The organism is Mesorhizobium ciceri biovar biserrulae WSM1271 (assembly GCF_000185905.1).
In the GTDB taxonomy this organism is placed as follows: Bacteria; Pseudomonadota; Alphaproteobacteria; order Rhizobiales; family Rhizobiaceae; genus Mesorhizobium; species Mesorhizobium ciceri.
Map to the genome: position 1 here is coordinate 1,821,428 of NC_014923.1, position 13,134 is coordinate 1,834,561.

Genomic DNA, 13,134 nt, shown 5'->3' on the forward strand with positions numbered 1-13,134 from the left:
ACGGTCGCACGGTGACGACAAGGGTCGCACGGTGACGACGAGGTCGCACTGGGATAAGAGCCGGCCGCACGAGGGGTGAGGACTGGTGACGGCAGGCGAACAAGGGATTTTCAAGCATGGATCTGAGCGATCTTATCAACGTTCCGGCGATATTGCCGGCGTTGAAGGCGAACTCCAAGAAGCAGCTGCTGCAATTGCTGTCCGAACGGGCCGCGGCGATTTCCGGCATTCCGGAGCGGGAGGTGTTCGACACCATCCTGCAGCGTGAGCGGCTGGGTTCGACCGGCGTCGGCAACGGCATCGCCATCCCGCACGGCAAGCTGGCCGGCGTGAAGCGCATCGCAGGTGTTTTCGCCCGGCTGGAGACGCCTGTCGATTTCGAATCGCTGGACGATCAGCCCGTCGATCTGGTGTTTCTGCTGCTGGCGCCGGAAGGGGCGGGCGCCGATCACCTCAAGGCACTGTCGCGCATCGCGCGAGTGCTGCGTGACGCCGACACGGTGGCCAAGATCAGGGGTACGCGCGACGCCGCGGCTATCCACGCGCTTTTATCGGACACCCAGGCCTCGCACGCGGCCTGATTTTTCTGGTGAGACGACATTCAAGGGCCGCCACGGGCGGCCCTATGCGTTTGAGCCTGCTGGTCGCGCCTAACAGGGCGGCGCGCTGGGCCTTAGTGGATGGCGACCGTGGTCAGGTCGTTTTCCATGGCACCGGCCAGTGCGCGGTCACGCGCGTCGGAAAGCAGGATCGGCTGGCCATTGGCGGCAAACAGCGCCCACAGTTCCATGCCGGGAGCGATTTCGCCGAGATTGGGGAAACGGCCGAGCAATTCGTCGCTCGAGACCTTTCTGAGATAAGCGACCGAGCCCTCGCCGAGATGAGCGAATTCGCCATTGGTCATGGTGATAGTTTCAGTTCTGGTCATTTCAAAGCCTCCTTGGTGCGAGGACGCCGCTCAAGGCCATCCCGCATGAGAGCCATCGGTAAAGATCAGTCTTTCACCGATATGTTTATTTTCCGTACCAGCCGTTCGGACTCCGGCCGATCGAGGTCGATCGCCAAAAGGCCGTTCTTCAACTCCGCTGCGATCACCCGCATGCCGTCGGCCAGCACGAAACAGCGCTGGAACTGGCGCGCGGCGATGCCGCGATGAAGAAATTCGCGCTCGGTGTCGTCGGTCTGACGGCCGCGCACGACCAACTGGTTTTCCTCCGTGGTGACATCGAGATCGCTTTCGGCGAAACCGGCGACCGCCAATGTGATGCGCAACCTTTCGGTTTTGCCGTCGGCGCCGCTGAGGCGTTCGATGTTGTAGGGAGGGTAGCTGTCACCGGACTTCGCCAGGCGTTCCAGGGTCTTTTCCATGGCGTCGAAACCAAGCAGAAGCGGGCTGGAAAAGGGCGTCATTCGGCTCATGTTACACTGTCCTCTCAAGAGCGACATAAAGTGGAAAAACCCAGATGGCATTTTTCCCGATGGCCTTGATATGGTCCGCCCCGCGACCAAGTTCAAGCCGTCAACAGACCCGCCCAAAAAGACCAGGCCGTGGACTCACAGGAATGACAGACATGGCGCTTGAAACGGCGAGCAGATGCAAGGAAAAGCGCGCGGGTCGGGATTGTCTTCCCCGGTCGAGCGGTTCGGCCTGGCAGCTCGCGGCCGCTTCGGCGTCATTTGGATGTTCCGATCGGATCGATGCAAGTCCACGACCTCGCCAAACAAGGAATTGAAATGCCCCAGTCACGCAAGATCATCATCGACACGGATCCCGGCCAGGATGATGCCGTCGCCATATTGCTGGCGCTCGGCAGCTCCGAACTGGAGATCGTCGGCATATCAGCCGTTGCCGGCAACGTGCCGCTGAAGCTTACCGAAAAGAATGCCCGCAAGATCTGCGAGCTGGCCGGCCGCCCGGACATCAAGGTCTATGCCGGTGCCATCCGGCCCCTGACGCGCGAACTGGTCACCGCCGAGGAAGTGCATGGCAAGACCGGCCTCAACGGACCGCAATTGCCAGAACCGACGATGAAGCTGCAGGACCAGTACGCGGTCGATTTCGTCGTCGAGACGCTGATGAGCGAAGAAAGCGGCACGATCACGCTTTGCGCGCTCGGCCCGCTCACCAACATTGCGCTGGCGCTGATCCGGGAGCCGCGCATTGCACCGCGCATCAAGGAAATCGTGCTGATGGGCGGCGGCTTCTTCGAAGGCGGCAATGTCACCCCGACCGCCGAATTCAACATCTATGTCGACCCGCAGGCCGCAGATGTCGTGCTCAAATCCGGCATTCCGATCGTCATGATGCCTCTCGACGTCACCCACAAGGCGCTGACCACCGCCAAGCGCACGCAGGCCTTCCGCGCGCTCGGCACCAGGGTCGGCACCGCCACCGCGGAGATGCTGGAGTTCTTCGAGCGCTTCGATGAAGAGAAATACGGCACCGACGGTGGCCCGCTGCACGATCCTTGCGTCATCGCCTATCTGTTGAAGCCGGACCTGTTCAAGGGCCGCAACTGCAACGTCAGCGTGGAAACCGCCTCGGAACTGACCATGGGCATGACCGTGATCGACTGGTGGGGCGTCACCAAACGGCCGAAGAACGCCATGGTGATGCGCGACATCGACCATGATGCGTTTTTCGCCTTGCTGGTGGAGAGGCTGGGGCGGCTTAACTGACCGTCAGAACAGAACTGAACTTGTGAGCACGCGTCTTCACTCATTGAGAAACCGATAGGTGTCTCCGCCGCGCTTATGATGTTGCCGCTCGATGGGGATGACCGAACCGACAAGGTGCGGCATCCCCACTTCATCATCGATGGATGTCACCGCGCTGTTGCCATCAAGGCGGACATCGTATGTGTAATACAGCCCGCGCCCGGCAGCCATCTTCGGATTGGTGGGCATTAACCTCACATACTCGATAGTGCCCATCACACGCTGAGTTGCCACAACCGGATTGTCCTGGTTCATCGCAATCGGGATCAGCGCCGCCAGGGGCAGTGCGCAGAAGAATACGACACCAATGACTGCGTCTCGGTATTCTGCCTGAAACAGAAGCAGGCGGTTTCTGAGAGAAGATACTGTTGCCATGATTCAATTCACGAATCGGTAGAAGACGAAGCCATTGTCGCGCGTGACGCGTTCGATGTTTGTGCGCGAGCCGATCAGATGCGGGTGATCGTCATCGATAAGGACAGACGAACCGTTCTCGATAGAAACCAGATATATGCCGCGGCCATGGTCCAACCGGACACTTTCGACGTTTGCCTCGACTGTGTCGACCGATCGGATCGGGCTGGCGTCGTTGATCCATTTGTTTGCCGCCAACATGATCATAACCGCAAACGCACCAATAAAGAGGATCACGCCAGGCGCGTTCCTCTTCAAACCATCCCAAGTCCAAAAGACAGACATGAATCCCTCAAGCCAGATTCATGTGGTGGTGGGACAGCACACTTTCAATCTGTTGCCATTCCAGGGTGCTGCAACTCCTTGCGGCGCCGGCTCGGCCGCCTTTACTTCGACCGCGAAAACGCCAGCCACAGGCCGCCGCCGACCATGAAGCTGCCGCTGATCCTCGACAAAAGCTTGATGCGGCCGGCCGACAGCAGGCGCCCGGCGCGGCCGGCGGCCAGCGCGTAAGTCGAATCCGAGAAGGCGGCGAAGATCATGGCGGTCAGACCCATGACGGCGATCTGCAGCGAGTAGTTGCCTTGCGGCGAAATGAACTGCGGAAAGAAGGCGCCGAAGAAAATCAGCGTCTTGGGGTTGCTCAGCGCCACCAGCAGGCCCTGCAGGAAGAAGCCGCCGCGCGGCTTTCTCGCTGTTCCATCGGCATTCAACGTGCCCTTGGAACGGAACATCTGCACACCCATCCAGATCAGATAGGCGGCACCGATCAGCCGTACCCATTCGAACCAGTGGCCCATGCCTGCGATCAGCGTGTTGAGGCCGATGCCGACGATGGCGATCATCACGGCAAGCCCGGCCTGCGTGCCGGCGACGTTGGCGAGGCCGGCGCGCGAGCCATGGCGGATGCTGTTGGCAATGATCAGCGTGACCGTCGGACCGGGCACCAGGATAATGACGATGCAAGCGAGGACATAGGCGGCGTAGAGTTCGAGCGACATGCTTTTTTCCCCAGGAATACCGCCGAGGCGGCGCGGCTGAGGATAATCAATGCATGGCGGCGATAGCGATGCAAGCCGGTGCGCGAAGCGCCTCGGCACGCCAACGCGTGCGATTCAGGCGCCGGCCGGCCAGGGCAGCGTTGCCTCATAGGCGGCCGCCGCCTTGAGCACGGCAAGGTCGCCGCGTGGCCGGCCGATCAGCTGCATGCCCATCGGCCGCCCTCTATCGTCGAAGCCGACCGGCACATTGGCCGCCGGGCAGCCGCCCAAGGTCGCGAAGGCGGAAACCTGCATCCAGCGGTGATAGCTGTCCATTGTGCGTCCGGCGACCTCACGCGGCCAATGCGTATCGATGTCGAAGGGGAAGACCTGCGCTGTCGGCAGCGCAATCAGATCATAGCGGTCGAAGATCGACAGAAGCGTGCGATGCCAGGACGTGCGGATGACCGAAGCGGCGCGGATCTGCGGCGCCGTCAGCCGCGTTGCGTTCTCCACTTCCCAGATGGCTTCCGGCTTGAGCAGGCGGCGCTTTGCGGGATCGTCATAGTGGGTTTTGAGCGCGCAGCCGCTGCTGGCCTGGCGCAGCGTCACGAAGGCCTGCCACAGCGCTTCGAAATCGAAATCCGGCAGCAGGGGCTCGGTCGCGAAGGACGCCTCCGCAAAGCGGCCAAGTGCCGCCTCGCACAGGCCGAGAATGCCTGTTTCAACCGGCAGATGACCGCCGAGGTCACCGAGCCAGGCGATGCGGCCACCAGTTGCGGGTATTCCAAGCCCTTCGAGGAACGAGCCGGGTTTCTCGTAGGACAATGGCGCGTGCGGGTGGTAACCGGCCTGCACATCGAGCAGCAGTGCCATGTCACCGACGTTGCGGCCCATCGGCCCGTCGACGCCCATCTGCGCATGGAAGACTTCGAAATCGGGTCCGCCAGGAACAAGTCCTTGCGACGGGCGGAAGCCAAAAACATTGTTCCAGGCGGCCGGGTTGCGCAGCGAGCCGCCAAAGTCGCTGCCATCGGCGACGGGCACCATGTCGAGCGCCAGGGCAACGGCCGCGCCGCCGCTCGAGCCTCCGGCGGTCAGGGCCGGATCGAAGGCGTTCAGTGTCGGCCCGAACACGGCGTTGTAGGTGTTGGAACCAAGCCCGAATTCGGGGACGTTGGTCTTGCCGATGATAATGGCGCCGGCATTGCGGATGCGCTCGACGAAGAAATCGTCCTCCTGCGGCACGAAATCGGCGAAGATCGGCGAGCCGAAGGAGGTCCTGAGGCCCGTGGTCGAGGCGAGATCCTTGATGGCCATCGGCAGGCCGAAGAGCGGACCCGCCGCTTCGGTTCGCGACAGGCTGGCATCGGCCGCATCGGCTTCGCGCAGGATATCGGCGCGATCGCGCAAGGAGACGATGGCGTTGACCAGCGGATTGACCGCCTCGATGCGATCGAGGAATGCCGCCACCACCTCGCGCACGGAAAGCTCTCTCCCCCGGATCGCGCCGGCGAGTTGGACCGCGGACAGGCGGCAGATGTCGCTTGCCGGCGGCACGGCATGTTTCGTGTGCGGGCGCAGCATTTTAACGGGTTTCCTGCAGCGCCTGATCGACGTCTTTGGCGAGCGGGATCGCCGGTTGGGCTCCAGGCTTCAGGCAGGCCAGCGAACCGGCCGCGCCGGCGCGCGCCAGCGCCTGTTCGAGCGTGAGGCCCGACGACAGGCTGGCGGCGAAATAGCCGCAGAACGTATCGCCGGCGCCGACCGTGTCGACAGGGGTGATCTTGCGTGCCGGAACGGTGAGGAATTCGCTCGGTGTCGCCGCCATCACGCCGTCGCCGCCAAGCGTGACGACGACGGTGCGGCCGGTCTTTCCGGCAAAGTCGCGCATGCGGGCCGCCCGGTCGCGGCCTTGCAGCGACAGCGCTTCGCCATAGAGGTCGAACTCGGTTTCGTTGGCGACGACATAGTCGGCCTTGCCGATAAAGCCGGCTGCTTGCCCCTGAAAAGGCGCCGTGTTGAGCACGGTGATGGCGCCGGCCGCCCTTGCCTGGTCGAGGGCGGCATCGACGGTGGCCAGCGGAATCTCATTTTGCAGCAGCACGACGTCGCCTTTTTTCAGAAAGGCCTTGGAGAGATCGCCTGGCACCACGGAAGCGTTGGCGCCCGGCACCACGGCGATGATGTTTTCGCCGTCGTCGGCGACCATGATCAGTGCCGTGCCGGTCGAGGCGTGAGTCTCGGCAACGCCGGACAGGTCGACCTTGCCGTCGCGCAGCAATGCCAGTGCCTCGGCTGCGAAGCTGTCCCTGCCGACGGCGCCGACCATGCGCACCGAGGCACCGGCGCGTGCGGCGGCCAGTGCCTGGTTGGCGCCCTTGCCCCCAGGCGCGGTGGTGAAGGCCGAGCCGCCCACCGTCTCGCCGGGGCTCGGCAAGCGGTCGACCTTGGCGATAAGGTCGAGGTTGATCGAGCCGATGACGATAATCAAGCAGGGCCTCCTGGCAACGCAAATTCAAAATGTCGGAGCGTCTTCGTGCGTCCGGGCGAACGCAGATCGTTCCGATTGCGTGAAAGCTAACCTGTAAGGCCGCGGCTTGCCAGACCACGCGCATGGTCCAGTCCGATTTGAGGTGTCGTGGCCTATTCGCAGCGCACGGTGACCGTGCCCTGATAGTTGCCGGCGGGAAAGATACCGCTCGACCTGGTGGCGGTGAGGTCGACCTGCATCGTGTGGGTGCCGTTGGAAACCCTCTGCGGCACACTTCCGTTGACATCAGCCCCCGAGCCATCGAGGCGGAAAACTGAAGCGAAGGTCACGTTGGTGCCGCCGCCGCTCGGCGCGGACGAGAATGCGGCAGGCGCCGGTGCCGAAACCGAATAGCAGTCAAGCAGGTTAAGTATCGAGCACAACAGGGAGCTTGCCACTACGGTGGCGCTGGCGCTCGATCCGCCTGCCTGTTTGGAGCCCAGTATGCTGATGGCGGGATTGGCCTTCATCGTTCCGGACGCCCCGACCATGATGGTGCAGGTGCCGATGATCGCTGCCTGCACCGGAAGGCAGGAACCGGCAAGTGCAGCCATCGCAAACAGCGCGCGGCTACTGCTTCTTCTTTTTCTTGCCATCGCCATTTCCGGTCCTGATGCTCCAGCCTTCGTTGGCCCACCCCGGTGACGCGGCCGTGGAAGCGCTGGCGGCCACGCTCGCCGTCTGGCCGTCGGCGCCGAGGCCCATTTTGAGGAGCTTCAGCTCCAGTTGCAGGCGCTCGACCTCAAGCTCGTAGAGACGGCTGCAATCGACGCGCTTCGGCGTACGCCCGATCGGGATCACCACGCGGCCGTAAGTGGCGACATCATTGTCGGACTGGCTGTTGCCTCTGATGACGCCGAGATCGACATAGGCGCCGGAACCGGAGACGGCGGAACGGCAAGTGGTGCCGTCCGCGGCATGCACCTCGTCCTGGCCCTGGGGCAAGGTGACGCCGGGCAGGTTGAAGCCGCTCTCATTCTGGTTGAGGTTGTAGACGTCCTCGGCCCCGGCCGGCGAGGCACAAGCCCAAGCAGCCGCGAGCGCCAGTGTCAGGACTTGCGGCGTCCAAAAAACTTCCCGCATATCTGTGCCCTTATCTGCGTCTGTTGATTGGGAAAGGGGATGCTTTCGGTACAGATACGCACCTTACGCTCGGCAGCGCCGTCAAAAGGCACGACCACAAGGACAGAACGGGAGGCCTGGGAAGCCAGTTGGAAGACATTTGGAGAGACCCTGGCATCCACCGGCTGGAAATCCTGATCGTAGACATGGATTTCGACCCGGATCTTCCGGTCGTAGGGATTGGCGGGAAAGACGCGAACCGCGAAGACGTCGGTGAAGCTGTTGATCTCGCCACGCATCGGCGACATCGATTGGGCCTTGGCGGCAATGGGCGCCAATCCGACGGCCAATGCCGTCGCCAGGATTCGAGCATGTTTCAACGACCCTCCTTCGCCACGCGTCATTCGCAGCGCAGCGTTACCGTTGCCTGATAATTGCCGTTGGCGAAGCGATTGCTGCCGCCCTTGGTGCCGGCAAGGTGGACCGAAACGAGGTCGGCGCCGGGGGTGGTGATGCTGGTTGCCGAGCCGGTCTCACCGATGGCATGCGCGCCGGCGGCAGAGTAGGTCGGTGTCCAGGTCGTCGACGTGCTGTCGGCGGATGGCACCGTCATGGTGGTGACCGGGTCGACACTCAGCGACACGCCTCCGGTCGTCGTCAGCGTCACGGTTCCAGCCGAGCCGCCGCCGTTGTGGGAACTGAGGGATTGGAGATCGGGACTGGCCGTCATCGTACCGTTGGTGGCAACGACAAGCGTGCAGGTGGGCGCGATCGTGCCATTGAAGATGACATTCTGCGTCGTGGCCAACGCGGCCTCGTCGATGCCGGCAACCAGCAGAGCTGCGGCGCAGGCGGCGCGAACCAATGACATCGGGACCTCCTATCAAGCCGGATCGTCCGGATTAATATGAGGGCATCATCACTTTATCGTGGTTAATTTAGAGTTACCTAAAATAATTCCTTAAATAACAATCACAGGAACCGGAGGTTGCCCTCGGTTGCAAAGACAGTGAAATCGCGCTTATACTTATCAGTGCCGGTATATCCATGTTTTTCTTCGCACTATCGAGAAAAATCGATATTACGACACCTGCCCTGCTTCCCAGCCCAGAATGGCGCGCTTGCGGGTCAGGCCCCAATGATAGCCGGTCAGGTCGCCGGATTTGCCGATGGCGCGGTGACAAGGCACCACGAAGGAGAGCGGATTGGCGCCGTTGGCCGCACCCACCGCCCGGCTGGCGGACGGGGCGCCGATGCTGGCCGCGATCGAGGAATAGGTGCGGGCCTTGCCCATCGGGATCTTGAGCAGCGCCTCCCAGACGCGAACCTGGAAGTCGGTGCCGATCATGACGACATGCAGCGGCTGGTCGGGGCGCCACAGCGTCGGATCGAAGATACGGGCGGCATAGGGGCCGGTGGCAGTCATGTCCTCGACATAGAGGGCGTTCGGCCAGCGGCTGGACATGTCGGCGAAGGCGGCGCGTTCCTCGCCGGGGTCACTGAAGGCGAGGCCGGCGAGCCCGCGCTCCGTGGCCATGATCAGGGCGGTGCCGAATGGCGAGGAATGGAAGCCGTAGCGGATGGTGAGCCCGGCGCCGCGTGTCTTGTAGTCGCCCGGCGACATCGCCTCATGCGTGACGAACAGGTCATGCAGCCGGCCGGGGCCGGACATGCCCAGTTCGAATGAGGTCTCGAGCAGCGGCATGCCGGAATCGAGCAGCCTGCGCGCATGGTCCAGTGTCACCGCCTGCAGGAAGGCCTTGGGCGACAGGCCGGCCCAGCGGGTGAAGAGTTTTTGCAGGCCGGTCGGCGTCTCGCCGACCTCCTCGGCCAGCTCTTCGAGGGAAGGCTGGTCGCGATAGTCGAGACTGATCTTCTCGATGGCACGGCGCACGATCTCATAATCGCTGCCTTCAGGCGTGATGTCCTTTTTGAGGACTGCGGTGTGTGTGCTCATGGGACTGTCTCCTTGAGCCGGAATATCGCCCCTCGGGGCGTCGATCGCCACCCGAAACTTGCCTTCTTGCGGCGCATACCCAGATAGGCACCGGATTCGAGTCCAGGAATCGCTCGCGGCTGCCTCAGCGTGTCTTGGCGGTCGCCAGCGCGCGCGAAAAGGCGGTGGCAAAACTCTCGCGGGAATCGGGGTCCAGGAACGATCCGATCGGCACGTTCTGGCCTTCACCTTGCACCGTCATGCCTGTGATGCCGATCTCGGCGTGACGGGCCACCGAAAACCGCGCCCAGAACGGATTGAAGCGATGCGCTTCCGATTTCCCCGAGGGGGCTGTCTTGCGGATGTCGAGGCTGGTGCGCGAAACCGAGACTTCTTCGCGTGCGCGAGCGGCACGATAGTTGATGCGAAAGGCGATGTAGACGGCGGCCACGTCGAGGCCGAAGAAGCCGAACACCGGCCAGGCGCCGCGCGACAGGAAAAACGCGCCTGTCACCAGCCAGCCGAACAGCAGCGCGCCCATCAGGACGAAGAAGCCTGTCCGGCCCAGAGACCGGTGCGGGGTCAGTAGCGCCTGAAAGAATGGCTCGTCGGCCTGAAACGAGGCGTTTGTGTCGCTCATGAGGGGATATTATAGGAGGGAAATGGCAAGCCCCAAGTCCAAAGATTCTTCCCTGTCCAAAAAAGAGCTGTTGCCCGCACGACGCGATGGTTCGAACGCAAAGCCGCGCCCGCGGCCGGTGCGACGCGCGTCACGCTACAGCCCGGCCGAAGTGAAAGAGATATTCCGGCGCTTTTCCGTCCAGCGGCCCGAGCCGAAGGGCGAACTCGAACATGTCAACGCCTTCACGCTGCTGGTCGCGGTGGTGCTGTCGGCGCAAGCGACGGATGTAGGCGTCAACAAGGCGACGCGGGCGCTGTTCAGGGCCGCCGATACGCCGCACAAGATGCTGGCGCTGGGGGAAGCAAGGGTCGGCGAATATATCCGCACCATCGGGCTGTGGCGCAACAAGGCGAAGAATGTGATTGCGCTGTCGCAGGCGCTGATCCGCGACCATGGCGGCGAGGTACCCGATAATCGAGATGAATTGGTCAAGCTGCCCGGGGTCGGGCGCAAGACCGCCAATGTCGTGCTCAACATGGCCTTCGGCCAGCACACGATGGCGGTCGACACGCACATTCTTCGCATCGGCAACCGGCTCGGGCTGGCGCCCGGCAAGACGCCGGAACAGGTCGAGCAGGGATTGTTGAAGATCATTCCGGACGAATATATGCGCCATGCACATCACTGGCTGATCCTGCATGGCCGCTACGTCTGCAAGGCGCGCAAGCCGGATTGCCCGGCCTGCGTCATCGCCGACATCTGCAAGGCCGAGGTCAAGACGACCGATGTGCCGGCACCACTGGTGCCGATCGCACCGCTCGACCCGGTCGAAGAGGTTCAGGACCGAGGCGGAACGGCGGCGTAGTTCAACTCTCCTCCACAAACACCTCTTCGCGCTTTTTCTTGACCGCCGGCAGGAAGACGACGGCGAGCACGGCGAGCGCTATGAGCAGCAGGCCGGCGCTGATCGGTCTGGTCACGAAGGTGCTCGGGTCGCCGCGCGAGAGGATCATGGCGCGGCGCAGGTTTTCCTCGAGCAGCGGGCCGAGCACGAAGCCGAGCAGCAGCGGTGCCGGTTCGCAGCGCAGCTTGGTCAGGAGGTAGCCGAGGAAGCCGAAGAAGGCGACGGCGTAGAGATCATAGACGTTGCTGTTGACGCTGTAGACGCCGATCGAGCAGAACGCCATGATGATCGGGAAAAGCACGTAATAGGGGATCGTCAGCAGCTTCACCCAAAGCCCGATCAGCGGCAGGTTGAGGATGATCAGCATCAGATTGCCGATCCACATCGAGGCGATGATGCCCCAGAACAGCGCCGGCTGTTCGGTTGCGACATTGGGGCCGGGCACGATGCCCTGGATGATCATGGCGCCGATCATCAGAGCCATGACCGGGTTGGCCGGAATGCCCAGCGTCAGCATCGGGATGAAGGAAGTCTGCGCACCGGCATTGTTGGCCGATTCCGGTCCGGCGACGCCTTCGATGGCGCCTTTGCCGAACTCCTTCGGGTTTTTCGAGACGCGTTTTTCGACCGTGTAGGAGGCAAAGGCTGCCAGGATCGCGCCGCCTCCCGGCAGGATGCCGAGCGCCGAACCGATGATCGTTCCGCGCACGATGGGCGCTGCCATGCGCCGAAAGTCCTCGCGGGTCGGCATAAGGCCGGTGACCTTGCGGATCATCACGGAGCGCTCATCCTCGTTTTCGAGGTTGCGCAGGATCTCGGCGACGCCGAAGACACCGACCGCCACCGCAACGAAATTCAACCCGTCGGCATATTCCCGGATTCCAAGCGTGAAGCGCGGCGTGCCGGTGTAAATGTCGGTGCCGACAATGCCGAGCAGCAGGCCGAGCACGACCATGGCCAGCGCCTTGACGATCGAGCCGTGGGCGAGCGCGACGGACGAAACCAAGCCGACGATCATCAGCGAAAAATACTCGGCCGCGCCGAATTCCAGCGCTATCGCCGTCAGCGGCGGGGCAAAGATGGCGACGAGGAACGTCGACACGGTGCCGGCAAAGAACGAGCCGATGGCCGCGATCGCGAGGGCCGCCCCGGCGCGGCCGTTCCTGGCCATCTGGTAGCCGTCGATCGCGGTGACGGCGGACGAGGACTCGCCGGGCATGTTGATGAGAATGGCGGTGGTCGAGCCGCCATATTGCGCACCGTAATAGATGCCGGCGAGCATGATGAGGGAGGAAACCGGGTCGCCGATCTGGAAGGTGATGGGCAAAAGCATGGCGATGGTCGCGGTGGCGCCGATGCCGGGCAGGACGCCGATCAGCGTGCCGAGAAGGACGCCGATCAGGCAGAAACCGAGGTTGGTCAGCGACGTCGCCGTCGAAAAGCCGAGCGCAAGGTTGTCGAGCAGATCCATGCTCATCGCCTTACGACACCAACCACGGGGCCAGCCACGGGCCGAAGCGGCGGAACGGCAGGCCAAGCGCGTAGCTGAAGACAAGGAATGCAAACAATGTCAGGCCGGCCGACAGCACGAGGGCGGTCAACGGCTTCATGCGGCGGCTGGCAAACGACGCGATCAGCGCCGTCAGGAAGATCGACGGGATGAATCCGAGGCCGCGCACCGTCAGGCCGAAGAAGATCGGAGCAGGCAGGATGAGCAGCATGCCGCGCCACGCAATATGCCCGATCGCTTCGCCCTCGACGCGTACAGCCTGGACGAGAATGACGGCGCCGAGCAGGATCAGCACGATCGCCAGGACCAGCGGAAAATAGCCTGGCCCCATGCGCAACGCGGTGCCGATTTCGAGGCCGAGCGATTGCAGCGCGAACCATCCGCCGAAGCCGATGAACAGGGCGGCGCACAGGCCGTTGACCCTGTCGATCGCGAAAGGTTTCATGATGGTTCTC

Annotated in this window: 18 protein-coding genes; 3 read left to right on the forward strand and 15 right to left on the reverse strand. The window is 63.0% G+C overall.

The features are described from left to right. The first annotated feature begins 116 nt into the window (after nucleotides 1-116). Nucleotides 117-581, forward strand: a complete 465-nt coding sequence (gene ptsN, locus MESCI_RS08765; protein WP_013529589.1) for a PTS IIA-like nitrogen regulatory protein PtsN — start codon at nucleotides 117-119, stop codon at nucleotides 579-581. A 92-nt stretch (nucleotides 582-673) separates the two neighbouring features. Here ptsN and MESCI_RS08770 read toward each other — a convergent pair whose 3' ends face one another. Together MESCI_RS08770 and MESCI_RS08775 are read right to left on the reverse strand one after the other, a co-directional pair. Beyond that, nucleotides 674-928, reverse strand: coding sequence for a BQ00720 family protein (locus MESCI_RS08770; RefSeq protein ID WP_013529590.1), 255 nt, complete (start codon nucleotides 926-928; stop codon nucleotides 674-676). Nucleotides 929-993: 65 nt separating this feature from the next. Continuing rightward, the gene (locus MESCI_RS08775) at nucleotides 994-1,419 is read right to left on the reverse strand and encodes an Hsp20 family protein (protein WP_013529591.1); all 426 of its coding nucleotides are present in this window, start codon (nucleotides 1,417-1,419) and stop codon (nucleotides 994-996) included. Nucleotides 1,420-1,734: 315 nt separating this feature from the next. Here MESCI_RS08775 and MESCI_RS08780 point away from each other — a divergent pair, with 315 nt between their 5' ends. Continuing rightward, entirely contained in the window at nucleotides 1,735-2,679 is a 945-nt protein-coding gene (locus MESCI_RS08780; RefSeq protein ID WP_013529592.1) for a nucleoside hydrolase, read from the forward strand. Nucleotides 2,680-2,715: 36 nt separating this feature from the next. Here the strand turns inward: MESCI_RS08780 and MESCI_RS08785 are convergent, their stop codons facing one another. The 11 genes from MESCI_RS08785 to MESCI_RS08835 all read right to left on the reverse strand — a co-directional run bounded on the left by MESCI_RS08785 (nucleotide 2,716) and on the right by MESCI_RS08835 (nucleotide 10,283). Continuing rightward, nucleotides 2,716-3,093, reverse strand: a complete 378-nt coding sequence (locus MESCI_RS08785) for a hypothetical protein (protein ID WP_013529593.1) — start codon at nucleotides 3,091-3,093, stop codon at nucleotides 2,716-2,718. A 3-nt stretch (nucleotides 3,094-3,096) separates the two neighbouring features. Beyond that, nucleotides 3,097-3,417, reverse strand: a complete 321-nt coding sequence (locus tag MESCI_RS08790; RefSeq protein WP_013529594.1) for a hypothetical protein — start codon at nucleotides 3,415-3,417, stop codon at nucleotides 3,097-3,099. 101 nt (nucleotides 3,418-3,518) lie between these two features. Further along, the gene (locus MESCI_RS08795) at nucleotides 3,519-4,133 is read right to left on the reverse strand and encodes a LysE family translocator (RefSeq protein ID WP_013529595.1); all 615 of its coding nucleotides are present in this window, start codon (nucleotides 4,131-4,133) and stop codon (nucleotides 3,519-3,521) included. 114 nt (nucleotides 4,134-4,247) lie between these two features. Continuing rightward, nucleotides 4,248-5,699: an amidase gene (locus MESCI_RS08800; RefSeq protein WP_013529596.1), complete on the reverse strand. Its 1,452-nt coding sequence runs from the start codon at nucleotides 5,697-5,699 to the stop codon at nucleotides 4,248-4,250. A 1-nt stretch (nucleotide 5,700) separates the two neighbouring features. Further along, entirely contained in the window at nucleotides 5,701-6,606 is a 906-nt protein-coding gene (locus tag MESCI_RS08805) for a ribokinase (RefSeq protein ID WP_013529597.1), read from the reverse strand. Between the two features lie 152 nt (nucleotides 6,607-6,758). Next, nucleotides 6,759-7,241, reverse strand: coding sequence for a hypothetical protein (locus tag MESCI_RS08810; protein ID WP_164919867.1), 483 nt, complete (start codon nucleotides 7,239-7,241; stop codon nucleotides 6,759-6,761). Next, the gene (locus MESCI_RS08815) at nucleotides 7,216-7,728 is read right to left on the reverse strand and encodes a hypothetical protein (protein WP_013529599.1); all 513 of its coding nucleotides are present in this window, start codon (nucleotides 7,726-7,728) and stop codon (nucleotides 7,216-7,218) included. The genes MESCI_RS08810 and MESCI_RS08815 overlap by 26 nt, the downstream gene beginning before the upstream one ends. Next, entirely contained in the window at nucleotides 7,695-8,087 is a 393-nt protein-coding gene (locus MESCI_RS08820; RefSeq protein WP_013529600.1) for a hypothetical protein, read from the reverse strand. Before MESCI_RS08820 ends, MESCI_RS08815 begins: the two co-directional genes overlap by 34 nt. 20 nt (nucleotides 8,088-8,107) lie before the next feature. Further along, entirely contained in the window at nucleotides 8,108-8,578 is a 471-nt protein-coding gene (locus tag MESCI_RS08825; protein ID WP_013529601.1) for a hypothetical protein, read from the reverse strand. A 210-nt stretch (nucleotides 8,579-8,788) separates the two neighbouring features. After that, complete coding sequence (locus MESCI_RS08830; RefSeq protein WP_013529602.1) at nucleotides 8,789-9,664, reverse strand: methylated-DNA--[protein]-cysteine S-methyltransferase; 876 nt, start codon at nucleotides 9,662-9,664, stop codon at nucleotides 8,789-8,791. Nucleotides 9,665-9,788: 124 nt separating this feature from the next. After that, a complete protein-coding gene (locus tag MESCI_RS08835; protein ID WP_013529603.1) occupies nucleotides 9,789-10,283 on the reverse strand; it encodes a DUF2244 domain-containing protein in 495 nt (164 codons plus the stop codon). 22 nt (nucleotides 10,284-10,305) lie between these two features. Between MESCI_RS08835 and nth the strand changes: the two genes are divergently transcribed. Further along, a complete protein-coding gene (nth, locus tag MESCI_RS08840; RefSeq protein ID WP_013529604.1) occupies nucleotides 10,306-11,130 on the forward strand; it encodes an endonuclease III in 825 nt (274 codons plus the stop codon). A gap of 1 nt (nucleotide 11,131) precedes the next feature. Here nth and MESCI_RS08845 read toward each other — a convergent pair whose 3' ends face one another. After that, on the reverse strand, nucleotides 11,132-12,640 hold the full coding sequence (locus tag MESCI_RS08845; RefSeq protein ID WP_013529605.1) for a tripartite tricarboxylate transporter permease: 1,509 nt from the start codon (nucleotides 12,638-12,640) through the stop codon (nucleotides 11,132-11,134). 10 nt (nucleotides 12,641-12,650) lie between these two features. Beyond that, nucleotides 12,651-13,124 (reverse strand): tripartite tricarboxylate transporter TctB family protein, encoded by a 474-nt coding sequence (locus MESCI_RS08850; RefSeq protein ID WP_013529606.1) that lies wholly within the window; start codon nucleotides 13,122-13,124, stop codon nucleotides 12,651-12,653. Nucleotides 13,125-13,134 lie beyond the last annotated feature (10 nt).

What these genes read in the sequence shown, in the direction of transcription:
- ptsN (WP_013529589.1), top strand. Translation starts at nt 117, where the DNA reads ATGGATCTGAGCGATCTTATCAACGTTCCGGCGATATTGCCGGCGTTG.
- MESCI_RS08770 (WP_013529590.1), bottom strand. Translation starts at nt 928, where the DNA reads ATGACCAGAACTGAAACTATCACCATGACCAATGGCGAATTCGCTCAT.
- MESCI_RS08775 (WP_013529591.1), bottom strand. Translation starts at nt 1,419, where the DNA reads ATGAGCCGAATGACGCCCTTTTCCAGCCCGCTTCTGCTTGGTTTCGAC.
- MESCI_RS08780 (WP_013529592.1), top strand. Translation starts at nt 1,735, where the DNA reads ATGCCCCAGTCACGCAAGATCATCATCGACACGGATCCCGGCCAGGAT.
- MESCI_RS08785 (WP_013529593.1), bottom strand. Translation starts at nt 3,093, where the DNA reads ATGGCAACAGTATCTTCTCTCAGAAACCGCCTGCTTCTGTTTCAGGCA.
- MESCI_RS08790 (WP_013529594.1), bottom strand. Translation starts at nt 3,417, where the DNA reads ATGTCTGTCTTTTGGACTTGGGATGGTTTGAAGAGGAACGCGCCTGGC.
- MESCI_RS08795 (WP_013529595.1), bottom strand. Translation starts at nt 4,133, where the DNA reads ATGTCGCTCGAACTCTACGCCGCCTATGTCCTCGCTTGCATCGTCATT.
- MESCI_RS08800 (WP_013529596.1), bottom strand. Translation starts at nt 5,699, where the DNA reads ATGCTGCGCCCGCACACGAAACATGCCGTGCCGCCGGCAAGCGACATC.
- MESCI_RS08810 (WP_164919867.1), bottom strand. Translation starts at nt 7,241, where the DNA reads ATGGCAAGAAAAAGAAGAAGCAGTAGCCGCGCGCTGTTTGCGATGGCT.
- MESCI_RS08815 (WP_013529599.1), bottom strand. Translation starts at nt 7,728, where the DNA reads ATGCGGGAAGTTTTTTGGACGCCGCAAGTCCTGACACTGGCGCTCGCG.
- MESCI_RS08825 (WP_013529601.1), bottom strand. Translation starts at nt 8,578, where the DNA reads ATGTCATTGGTTCGCGCCGCCTGCGCCGCAGCTCTGCTGGTTGCCGGC.
- MESCI_RS08830 (WP_013529602.1), bottom strand. Translation starts at nt 9,664, where the DNA reads ATGAGCACACACACCGCAGTCCTCAAAAAGGACATCACGCCTGAAGGC.
- MESCI_RS08835 (WP_013529603.1), bottom strand. Translation starts at nt 10,283, where the DNA reads ATGAGCGACACAAACGCCTCGTTTCAGGCCGACGAGCCATTCTTTCAG.
- nth (WP_013529604.1), top strand. Translation starts at nt 10,306, where the DNA reads ATGGCAAGCCCCAAGTCCAAAGATTCTTCCCTGTCCAAAAAAGAGCTG.
- MESCI_RS08845 (WP_013529605.1), bottom strand. Translation starts at nt 12,640, where the DNA reads ATGGATCTGCTCGACAACCTTGCGCTCGGCTTTTCGACGGCGACGTCG.
- MESCI_RS08850 (WP_013529606.1), bottom strand. Translation starts at nt 13,124, where the DNA reads ATGAAACCTTTCGCGATCGACAGGGTCAACGGCCTGTGCGCCGCCCTG.